The organism is Pyxidicoccus fallax (assembly GCF_012933655.1).
Taxonomy (GTDB): Bacteria; Myxococcota; Myxococcia; order Myxococcales; family Myxococcaceae; genus Myxococcus; species Myxococcus fallax.
Genome location: NZ_JABBJJ010000402.1, coordinates 1 through 10,660, shown reverse-complemented (window position 1 = coordinate 10,660; position 10,660 = coordinate 1). Strand labels below are relative to the sequence as shown.

General features: G+C 72.9%; 8 protein-coding genes and 1 pseudogene. 6 read left to right on the top strand and 3 right to left on the bottom strand.

What is annotated here, in order from left to right; genetic code table 11:
* Positions 1 to 998 (bottom strand): annotated as a pseudogene (locus HG543_RS46565) (hypothetical protein); the annotation flags it as partial.
* Between the two features lie 131 nt (positions 999 to 1,129).
* Between HG543_RS46565 and accC the strand changes: the two are divergent.
* Both accC and HG543_RS56675 read left to right on the top strand, forming a co-directional pair.
* The gene (gene accC, locus HG543_RS46560) at positions 1,130 to 2,641 is read left to right on the top strand and encodes an acetyl-CoA carboxylase biotin carboxylase subunit (RefSeq protein WP_169351418.1); all 1,512 of its coding nucleotides are present in this window, start codon (positions 1,130 to 1,132) and stop codon (positions 2,639 to 2,641) included.
* 30 nt (positions 2,642 to 2,671) lie between these two features.
* Positions 2,672 to 3,181, top strand: a complete 510-nt coding sequence (locus HG543_RS56675) for a biotin/lipoyl-containing protein (RefSeq protein WP_169351417.1) — start codon at positions 2,672 to 2,674, stop codon at positions 3,179 to 3,181.
* A 70-nt stretch (positions 3,182 to 3,251) separates the two neighbouring features.
* Here the strand turns inward: HG543_RS56675 and HG543_RS46550 are convergent, their stop codons facing one another.
* Positions 3,252 to 4,583, bottom strand: a complete 1,332-nt coding sequence (locus HG543_RS46550; protein ID WP_169351416.1) for a ferritin-like domain-containing protein — start codon at positions 4,581 to 4,583, stop codon at positions 3,252 to 3,254.
* Between the two features lie 285 nt (positions 4,584 to 4,868).
* Between HG543_RS46550 and HG543_RS46545 the strand changes: the two genes are divergently transcribed.
* Positions 4,869 to 6,158, top strand: a complete 1,290-nt coding sequence (locus HG543_RS46545) for a sensor histidine kinase (protein WP_246357789.1) — start codon at positions 4,869 to 4,871, stop codon at positions 6,156 to 6,158.
* Between the two features lie 43 nt (positions 6,159 to 6,201).
* Positions 6,202 to 6,717, top strand: a complete 516-nt coding sequence (locus tag HG543_RS46540; RefSeq protein WP_169351415.1) for a YfbM family protein — start codon at positions 6,202 to 6,204, stop codon at positions 6,715 to 6,717.
* Between the two features lie 7 nt (positions 6,718 to 6,724).
* Here HG543_RS46540 and HG543_RS46535 read toward each other — a convergent pair whose 3' ends face one another.
* The gene (locus HG543_RS46535) at positions 6,725 to 7,501 is read right to left on the bottom strand and encodes a TSUP family transporter (protein WP_343073606.1); all 777 of its coding nucleotides are present in this window, start codon (positions 7,499 to 7,501) and stop codon (positions 6,725 to 6,727) included.
* Positions 7,502 to 7,636: 135 nt separating this feature from the next.
* On the opposite strand from HG543_RS46535, the gene HG543_RS46530 reads away from it, so the two are divergent.
* A complete protein-coding gene (locus HG543_RS46530; RefSeq protein WP_169351414.1) occupies positions 7,637 to 8,449 on the top strand; it encodes a hypothetical protein in 813 nt (270 codons plus the stop codon).
* Between the two features lie 1,217 nt (positions 8,450 to 9,666).
* A partial coding sequence (locus HG543_RS56670) for a DUF4388 domain-containing protein (protein WP_343073605.1) occupies positions 9,667 to 10,660 on the top strand: 994 nt, incomplete at its 3' end.

Sequence of the window (10,660 nt, the reverse complement as noted above, 5' to 3'; positions counted from 1 at the left end):
CCCCCCACCACCGCGAGGCTCCCCACGTCCAGCACCACCCCATCCGAGGCCCGCACCCGGGCCATGAGCACGTCGTCCTGGGCGCCCACGGTGCGGTGCGTCCACACCACCAGGTACATGCCCGCGCCAAAGGCCACCGCCTGGCGCGTGTTGATGACGCGGTTGGGCACCGGCACCGGCACGTCCAGCGCAATCTCCGGCGACACCACCGGGTCCAGCACCGCGGGCCACGCCGAGCCCTCCAGCACGCCCGCCGGCACGCGCAGCACCAGCGCGCCCTGCTCCCAGGTGGTCTCCACGTCCGTCCGCCGCCCCGCCGCGTCCACCCACGTCGCGCGGCCGTAGCGCGTGCCCAGCCCCGTCTCCCGGTCCACGAAGTGGTGCCCGTGCTCCGTCCGCCCGGCGTACTCCTGCCCGGACACCGCCACGCGCACCTCCAGGTCCCCCTCCCCCTCCGGCTCCGCCGCCCACTCCCAGCGCTGCTCCATCCCGGCGTCGCCGTTCTCCAGCACCTCCACCACCGGCCCGCGCCCCAGCGCCAGCGCGCCATCCTTCCGGACCGACGGCTCCAGCCCCCGCGCGAGCGACTCCGTCCCACGGGTCACCGACACCGTGCGCAGCGCCAGCGGTGCCGCGGTGACGGGCTGCGTCACCTCCTTCTTTCGCGACGCGTGTTCCGGCCCGCGCGGCTCCGGCGCCACCGGGGACTGGCGGGGCGCCAGCCGCACGGTGCCGTCCGCGTCCACCTCGAGGGCGTAGGTGTCCTGGTCCCCCGTGAAGGTCCCCGCCTGCCGGGGCTGGAAGGAGCGCTCCGCCCGCCGGATGACGGCCTGGACGTCGAAGGGCGCGGAGACGGTGGGTCCGGAGGCCGGCGCGGGCTCGGAGGACGCGGGTGGCTCCTCCGACCGCTGGCAGGCGGACATGCCGACGCACAGGGCGAGCAGGGCCGCGCCTCCCAGCACGAGGAGCCGGGAGGAAAACGCAGGTGATGGGCGCAAGAAGAACTTCCCCCTCTACGGAAGACGAGGCGTCCACCCTACCCCATCTGCCCGGTAGCCAACGAGACACGGCCGGTGGCCCCTTCATCCAACCCGGGCAAACCGGGGCGCCCCGTGCTAGAGGGGCGACCATGCCCAAGATCCGCAAAGTGCTCGTCGCCAATCGCGGCGAGATCGCCATCCGGGTGATGCGCACCTGCAAGGAGCTCGGCATCGCCACCGCGGCGGTGTACTCGGAGGCGGACCGCGCCGCCCTGCACGTGCGTACCGCCGACCAGGCCTTCTTCGTGGGGCCCCCGCCCTCGCGTGAGAGCTACCTCGTGCAGCAGCGCATCATCGACGCCGCGAAGCAGGCCGGCGCGGATGCCATCCACCCCGGCTACGGCTTCCTCTCCGAGAACGCCTCCTTCGTCCGCGCCTGCGAGGCCGCTGGCATCACCTTCATCGGTCCGCCGGCCTCCGCCATGGACGCCATGGGCGAGAAGACCCGCGCCCGCGCGAACATGATCAAGGCCGGCGTGCCCGTCGTCCCCGGCACCACCGAGCCCATCGCCACCCTCGAGGAGGCGCGCGTCTACGCCGAGAAGATTGGCTTCCCCGTCATGCTCAAGGCCGCCGGCGGCGGTGGCGGCAAGGGCATGCGCAAGGTGGAGCGCGGCGGTGACTTCGACTCCTCGTGGCGCGCCGCCAAGAGCGAGGCGATGAACGCCTTCGGCAACGACGCCGTCTACATCGAGAAGTACCTGGAGAAGCCACACCACGTGGAGATCCAGGTGTTCGCCGACCAGTACGGCAACACCATCCACCTGAACGAGCGCGAGTGCTCGGCGCAGCGCCGGCACCAGAAGGTGGTGGAGGAGACGCCCAGCCCCATCCTCACGCCGGAGATGCGCGCGAAGATGGGCGAGGTGGCGGTGAAGGCGGCCAAGGCCGTCAACTACGTGGGCGCCGGGACGGTGGAGTTCCTGGTGGACGTGCACCGCAACTTCTACTTCCTGGAGATGAACACCCGCCTCCAGGTGGAGCACCCGGTGACGGAGTGGGTGACGGGCCTGGACCTCGTCGCCATGCAGATTCGCGCCGCCGAGGGCGAGAAGCTCGCCCTCACCCACGCCCCCGAGCCGCGCGGCCACTCCATCGAAGTGCGCGTGTACGCGGAGGACCCGGCGCGCAACTTCATGCCCAGCCCCGGCAGGATTACGTACCTGCGCGTGCCGGGCGGGCCGAACGTGCGTGACGATTCGGGCGTGTTCCCGGGCTACACGGTGCCCAACTTCTACGACCCGATGATTTCCAAGCTGTCCGTGTGGGCCCCCACGCGGGCGGAGGCCATCGCCCGGGCGCAGCGCGCGCTGTCCGAGTACGTGGTGAAGGGCATCACCACCAACATCCGCTACCTCAAGGCCATCCTCGCGCACCCGGAGTTCATCGCCGGCGACTACGACACCAGCTTCCTCACCCGCGAGCACGAGACGCTGCTGGGCAAGGAGGACCCGAAGCTGACGGAGATGGCCCTGCTGGCCAGCGCGGTGCATGCCTACCAGCGGGACCAGAAGCGCGCGAAGTCGCTGCCCACGGCCGCGGGCCCCGGCGGCGGCAATGGTGGCGTCTCCCCGTGGAAGCTGGCGCTGCGGCGCCGCTAACCCTCCCCTTCGAGCTCGGAAAAGACCTCCATGCGTTACTTCACGAAGCAGCAGGGCCAGAAGGAAGCGGTGCCGGTGGACCTGGAGCCGCTGGGCAATGACCTCTACAAGCTGACGGTCAACGGCCAGACGTACCAGGTGGACGCGCTGATGCTCGAGCACGGCACCATGACCATGCTCGTGGACGGCCAGTCCTACAGCGTCGAGTTCGAGGAGAACGGCGACGAGGTGGGCGTGCTCCTGCGCGGGCAGGTGAGCCGCTTCGACGTGGCGGACGAGCGCCGGCTGCGGCTGCGCGCGGGCAGTGCCGCCTTCTCCGTGGAGGGCAAGCAGCTCGTCACCGCGCCCATGCCCGGCAAGGTGGTGAAGGTGCTGGTGAAGGTGGGCGACGAGGTGAAGGAGGGCCAGGGGCTCGTCGTGGTGGAAGCCATGAAGATGGAGAACGAGCTCAAGAGCCCCAAGGCCGGCAAGGTGACCGAGCTGTTCGCCAAGGAAGGCACCGCCGTCGAGAACAACGCGAAGCTCGTCGTCGTCGAGTAGCCCGCTTCGCTTCGCGGTCCGCCGGGAGCACGTCGTCAGGACGTGCTCCCAGGCGCGGTTCCTCAGCGCCTCACGCCCAGAGCTGCTGGGCGAGCGTGTCCACCAGGGACGCGGCGACCTCGGGCGCGGGCATGCCGGCCTCGGTGATGAGCGCGGCCTCCAGCGGCGTGGCCACCTCCGCGCGCAGCGTCTCCACGGCCTTGCGGCGCGCCTCTCGCAGGGCCTCGCGCTCGGCGGGGGAGAGCCGCTCTTGCGCCCAGGCGTCGATGGCCCAGGACAGCTCGGCGTGGCGCGTCTCGTCCTCGGCGATGCGCGTCATCTCCTGGCGCACCTCCGCGTCGCGCGCGTGCAGCGCCTGGTGGTGGGCCACCAGCGCGCCGAACGTCTCGCGCACGCAGCCCTCCACGGCGTTGTCCAGGGCCACCTCGAAGAGCGAGCGCGGCGGCAGCGCCTCCACCTGGGGCGGCCGGGGCGTCGCGCCGAAGCGGTGCGCCAGCCGCTGGCTGACGTCGGTGTGCAGCACCTCGTCCATGGCGCTGCGCAGCGCCGCGTCCCGCAGCTCCACGTCCGCGCCGTGCAGCTCCAGCTCCTCGCGCAGCCGCAGGAAGGCGTTGATGGAGGCCGCCTCCAGGTGGGCGACGACGGCGAAGTGGCGCCCCAGCGCGTCGGTGCAGGCGACATTGCCCGGTGCCCGCAGCCCCGCGGGCCGCCGGCCGATGGAGCACCCCGGGTCGCCTCTCTCGATGACCGCGCTGCTCACCTCCTTCACCTCGCCGGAGGGCGTCACCTCCAGCAGGTACTGCGTCACCGCCGTGTTCGGCCCGCAGGCATAGCCCTTCGTGCCGACGACGCTGAAGGTGCCCCCAGGGCCCGCCTTCACGGCGCCGCGCTTCAGGTCCGTGCAGGACAGGTAGTAGCCCTCGCCGAAGGCCAGCAGCGCGGCCTCCTGTGCCGTGTCGATGGGGCCCAGCAGGCTCCGGAGCTTGTCCAGCGTGTCGTGGGCCTTCACCTCGTCGCCCCGCGTCGTCGCGACGTAGTACTCGGAGCACAGGTCCTGGCAGTCGCGGCGGAAGCCTCCGGGCGAGGTGAGTCCGCTCAGGGCGGACTCGCAGGCCGCCTTGTCGTTGGCCGTCGCGCAGGCGGTGCCCGAGGAGGAGACAGCGGTTTCGATGCGGCCATTCTCGAGGCCGGGATTGGAGCCCACCTGCCGCAGCTGCACGAAGTCCGGCTGCGACGGGAGGGACAGGCCACTGACGGCGAGCGCGCTCTGCTCACAGGCCGGCGAGGCGTAGCCCGTCAGGTCCAGGTCGTCATCGCCATCGCAGCCGGCGAGCAGCAGCGGGGTGGCGAGCGAGGCGCGCAGGGCGCGGGTGAACAGCGGGCGTAGCAGCTTCGGTTGCATGAGGACTCCAAGCCTGGGTTGTGGGACGGCCCCATGAAGCTGAAGCAACGCGGATGCCAGCCTCATCTCCTGGAGGGCAGGCAGCCAGGAACCCAGAAAGCTGAAACCGGAGCCGCACCCGGGCTCAGATTTCTGAAGCCCCGCCCGGGGTACCCGCGAGGGCTCGGCCGCCCGCTCGTGCCTCGGCCAGTATCCAATCCCCAACCCCACTGGCGGGTCCTCGCTGACATGAATGGGCATTCATGGTTCGGTCCATGCGCGCACCCCAGGCGGGAACCCTCTGGAATGTATGAGTCCTCCGAAGCGGAGCTGAAGCAACTGCGGCTCCGTCAGTTCCTCCAGTGGATGCTGCCCGTCGCGGTCGGCTTCCTCCTCGTCTACGCCGCCTTCGCCTTCGTGCTGCGCAGCCCGGCGCTCGCGGGAGGGACGGTGGCGGTGGCGGTGTACACGGCGGCCCTCGTCTGGGCCCGGCGGCTGGCGCTGCGCGGGCACACGGAGCGGGCGGCGCTGGTGACGGGCCACGCGCTGCTGGTGATGGTCGTCATCGGGGCGCTGTTCGTGCACTTCCTGTTCGTGGCGCTGCTGCTGATGCCCGTCTGCGGAGTGTCGCTGGTCCTGCCGTACGTGGACCGGCGCGCCCTGGGCCGCTACATGCTCGCCGCGTTCGGGGTGGACGTCTGGGTGACGGTGATGGACGGCCTGCTGCCGCCGCTGGTGGAGCAGCCCCCGCGGGTGCTCCAGCAGTGGGTGCTCACCCTGGCGGTGCTGGCGTGCGTGGCCCTGACGCTGCGGCTCCTGTGGGTGGACTCCGCGCGCCTCCGCCACAGTCTGACGCTGGCCGAGAACGCGGTGGCCACCCGGGATGAGTTCCTCTCGGTGGCCAGTCACGAGCTCAAGACGCCCCTCACCCCGCTCAGCCTCAAGCTCCAGGCGCTCCGGCGCGAGCTGTCCGCGCCCATGCCCCTGTCCTCCCCCGAGCGCGTCCAGGCGCACCTGGACGTGGCCCAGCGGCAGGTGAAGAAGCTGGTGGAGCTGGTGGATGACCTGCTGGACGTGTCCCGCATCTCCGCGGGCCGGCTGGAACTGCACCCCTCGCGGGTGGACCTGGCGGCGATGGTCCGCGACGCCGCGCGGCGCTTCGAGCCGGAGGCGCTGCGCGCCGGGTGCACGCTCGCCGTCGAGGCGGAGGGGCCGGTGATGGCGTCGATGGACCCGCTCCGGTTCGAGCAGGTGCTCGACAACCTGCTGTCCAACGCCCTGAAGTACGGCGCCGGCAAGCCGGTCCGCGTGCGGCTGGAGCGCCAGGACGCGAAGGCGCGGGTGACGGTGCGGGACGAAGGCATCGGCATCGCCCCCGAGGCGCTCGAGCGCATCTTCGACCGCTTCGAGCGGGCCGTGTCGGGCCGGCACTTCGGCGGGCTGGGCTTGGGGCTGTACATCGTCCGCAGGATTGTCACCGCGAGCGGAGGCACCATCTCCGCCACCAGCGTCCCGGGCCAGGGCGCGACGTTCACCGTCGAGCTACCGCTGGACGCGGGCATGTCCCTTGTTCCGTTGGTGAGCGGTGGGAGGTAAGGTCCGGCCGCGTCCTCTTCCCTCACGCGCGAGGTCACACCGCATGGAGATGCTCTGCACCCTGCGCAGCGCCACGGAGGCGCAGCGCGCCGCCCTGCTCCAGGCCCCCGAGCGCCTGGAGGACTTCCTCGACGACGACGAGGACTTCGGCGACCCGAAGGGCGCGACCTTCGTGGAGCTGGACATCGGCGAGGCGTGGCACGGCCTCCAGTACCTGCTCACCGGGACGCCGTGGGAGGGCGCCGCGCCGCTGGACTTCCTCGTGCGCGGCGGAGAGGACGTGGGGGACATCCCCTCGGACGAGGGCACCGCGCGCATCTTCACGCCCGCGCAGGTGAAGGCGCTCTCCACGGCGCTCCAGAAGGTGTCCGAGGACACGCTGCGCCGCCGGTATGACCCGGCGAGGATGCAGGCCCAGGACATCTACCCCGGCACCTGGGAGGAGCCCGAGGAGGACGTGGACCCGCTGGAGGAGCTCGTCTCCTACTTCGAGGAGCTGCAGAAGTTCGTGGCCACCGTGGCGAAGCGCGGGGACGCGCTGCTGGTGCACATCGGCTGACGGGCCTTCAGCCCACCAGCAGGTCGCGCGCCAGCTTCAGCACCAGCGCCACCACCACGCCCAGCACCACCTTGCGCACCAGCTTGTCGCCGCCCTTCACGGCGAGATGCGCGCCGACGTAGCCGCCGATGAACTGCGCGGCGGCCATGGGCAGCGCCACCTTCCACAGCACCACGCCCTTGAGGGCGAACAGCACCACCGAGGCGAGGTTGGAGGCGAAGTTCACCACCTTGGCGTCCGCGGACGCGCGCGCCAGGCCGTGCCCCAGCAGCGTGGAGAAGCCGACGATGAGGAAGGTGCCCGTGCCCGGCCCGAAGAAGCCGTCGTAGGCGCCGATGCCCAGCGCCACCAGCCCGCCAATGGCCTGCGCGCGCGGACGCGGCCCGGGCTCGGGCCTGTCGGACGGGGGCGGAGACTTGCGGAAGGTGAGGAACACCGCCACCGCGATGAGCAGCACGAGCACCAGCGGCTTGAGCACCTCCGGCTTCACCAGCAGCACCAGCGCGGCGCCCGCGAAGGCACCCACGAGGCCCAGGGGGAAGGTGGCCCGCGCCAGCTTCCAGTCCACCAGTCCCGCGCGCGAGAAGCGCACCAGCGCCGCGAAGCTGCCGAAGACGGACTGGCCCTTGTTGGTGCCCAGCGCCACGTGCGGCGGCAGGCCGGTGGCCAGCACCGCGGGCAAGGTGATGAGCCCGCCACCTCCGGCGATGGCGTCCACGATGCCGGCGGTCATCGCGGCGATGCAGAGCAGGATGATGTGCAGCGTGCTGACGTCCACGTCCACCGGGAGCCCACCTCCTCGCGGGCGCGGCCTGGGTACCACGCCCCGCCCCCGCCGTCGCGGCTGCCCGCTTCTTGCGTCGCCGCTCGCCTTGGGCGTCAATGACGGGCGACTCCTGCGTTGCCTCCGAGGTCCTCCGTGCTCGCTTCCCTCCTCACCGTGCTGGCGCTCACCCTGGGCTCGGCCCCGCCGTCGCAGGACCCGTCCGCGCCCACCTGCCGCAACATTGATGGCCACGTGTCGTGTGGCTACGGGTGCAAGTCGGATGGACAGCGCGTGCGGTGCGCGCAGACGCCGCAGGGCCGCTGCCAGGTGGTGGACGGGCAGGCCGTGTGCTTCGACCCGCCGGCCTACGTGCTGAAGGCATACGGCTCGGCGCTGCCGGACCCGGAGTGCAAGAACATCGATGGCGTGGTGGCGTGCGGCTACAACTGCGCCACGCAGCCCGGCAAGGTGAAGTGCGCGAAGAGCCCGGCGGGCGTGTGCCGGGGCCGGGGAGGCGAAGTGGAGTGCTTCGACCCGCCGGCCTCGGTGTTCGCCGTGTATGGCCGCGAGACGCCCAAGGCGGACTGCCGCTACAACGGCGTGGAGCTGGTGTGTGGCTACGGCTGCGTGAATTCCTCGGAGGGGGTGCGCTGCGCCCGGACGCCCGCCGGGGTGTGCAAGGCGGGCGGGGGCCGCATCACCTGCTTCGACCCGTCCCCCGCGGCGATGTGCGCCTGGAAGCGCTCGCTGCCCACGCCGGAGTGCCGCAACAGCGAGACGGGCCCGGTGTGTGGCTACGGGTGCACCACCGCGTACTCGAAGGCGGCCTGCGCCGGGACGCCGGCCGGGATGTGCAAGGTCTTCGATAGCGAGGTGCACTGCTTCGACCCGCCCGCCGAGCAGCAGGCGGATGCGGCCTGTCTGTCCGCGCTGGGCCTGGCGGCGATGGCCGGCGCGGCGCCCTGAGGGGGCCAGAATCGAGTCTGGCCGGTCGTCTGCTTGGACGCGCCCGGGGACAGCGGTAGGTTCTCCCCTTCTCTCATTTTTCCAACGGAGCCGAGCGGCGCATGGCCGAGGGTGAGGTCCGGCAGTATTGGGTCCGCAATGACAGGGGCACCATGTGGGGGCCCCTCACCCTGCCGACCATCGAGCTGCTCGTCGAGAGCGGCTCCATCCAGGGCAAGCTGCAGGTGTCCGAGGACGGGCTGAACTTCGCCTTCCCCTGGCGCTTCCCCGAGGTCCGCGAGGTGTTCCCCCGGACGCTCTGGGGCGATGGTGTGCCCGCGGATGTGGCGGCGGCGTCTCCGGCCAGCTCGCTCGGGCCCAGGCCCGAGGCGGCGCCCGCGGGCGTGCCTCAGAACCTCATTCCCGGAGCGGGCCCCGGGGCCGTGCCTCCGGGCGCGCCCGTGGCCGGGCCAGGTGCCGCGCCGAGAGTCGGTCCCGGCGCCGCGCCCATGGCCGCCGGGCCGGGCGCGGCGCCGATGGCGGGTCCGGGAGCCGCGCCCATGGCCGCCGGGCCGGGCGCGGCACCGATGGCGGGTCCGGGAGCCGCGCCCATGGCCGGGCCGGGTGCCAGACCGGTCGCGGGCCCGGGGGTTCGACCGGCTCCGGTGGCGGGGCAGGCGCCTCGACCGGGTGCGCCCGCCGGAGCGCCCGTGGCGGGCCCGGGGGTCGCCCAGAGACCGCCTCCCGGGGTCGCCGGAGCGGCGCCGGGCGCGGTGCCGGGTCGGCCTCCCATGGCTCCAGGAGCGCCCGTGCCTCCAGGAGCGGTGCCCGGAGCCGCGGGTGCCGTGCCGGGCAGACCGCCCGGAGCCGCCGCTGCCCCGGGCATGGCGCCCGGCGCGGTGCCCGGAGCCGCCGGTGCCGTACCGGGCAGACCCCCTGGAGCGCCCGTGCCTCCAGGTGCCGTGCCGGGCAGACCGCCCGGAGCGCCCGTGCCTCCAGGTGCGGTGCCGGGAGCCGCCGGTGCCGTGCCGGGCAGACCGCCCGGAGCCCCGATGCATCCAAGCATGGCGCCCGGCGTCCCTGGAACGCCCGGTGGTCCCGTGCCCCCGGGCATGGCCCCAGGCGCGCCTCACGCCGCCGCGCGCGGCCCCAACGCTCCGACGCCTCCTCCCGGCACGGTTCCGAATTCCGCCGCGCGGGGAGCCACCGCTCCGACACCTCCTCCGGGCCCGAGCCCCGTGGCCGCGCAGTCCGCGCCCACGCCCGCCGTGGTCCCCGAGGACGCGTCTCCCTTCACGGTGCCCCCGCAGGGGCAGCTCGAGCAGCACTCGTCCATCCGCCTCTACGGCCGCATCGCCGCCGGAGAGCAGACGGGTCTGCTCTCGCTCACGCTCGCGGACCGCGCCATCCACATCCACTTCCGGAAGGGCAATCCGGAGTTCGTCGACTCGTCGCATCCGGAGGACGCGCTCGGCGCGTCGCTGGTGGGCGCGAAGCTCCTCACGCCCGAGCAGCTCCAGCAGGCCGAGGCCGCGAAGGAGCGCTTCGGCGGAGACCTCCTCGCCACGCTCTTCGGGCTGGGGCAGCTCCAGCCGGCGAGTGCCTTCACCCAGCTCTCCCAGCGCGCGCTGAGCATCCTGTCGAAGGGGCTGCGCGCCGAGTCCGGCACCTTCACCTTCGAGCCGCGAGACCTGCCGGGGCAGAAGGCGATGCCGCTCGGAAATCGCTGGGCGGTGCTGAGCGACACGGTGCGCCGCCTGCCGACGGTGGAGCTGCGCCGCCGGCTGACGCCGGTGCTCCAGCTGCCCATCATGAAGTCCGGCGGGCTGGTGGCCGCGAGCGAGCTGCGCCTCACCCCGCATGAGGTCCGAGCGCTGGCCGTCATCGACGGGGTGCGCTCGGTGGCGCAGCTGCTGAACGACTTCCCGCAGGACGCGGACCACCTGCTGCGCATCTCCTTCCTGCTGCGCGAGCTGGACGCGGTGTCCTTCGCCGCGCCCGCCCGGGGCGCCACCGTCTCGCCGCCGCCCGAAGCCACGGCCGCGACTCCGCCGCCCTCCGGAGCCACGTCCGCGACCGCCGCCGCGCAGCGGCCCGCGCCCCAGGCGGGGCCCGCCGCGGCCCCACGTCCGCCGCCCGTCGTGGGCCCGGCGGCGGCCGGAGCGCCCCCCGCCGCGCAAGCAGCCACCGCCAGCGCGGCCGCGCCCCGTCCCACGGGCGCCGCGCCAGGAG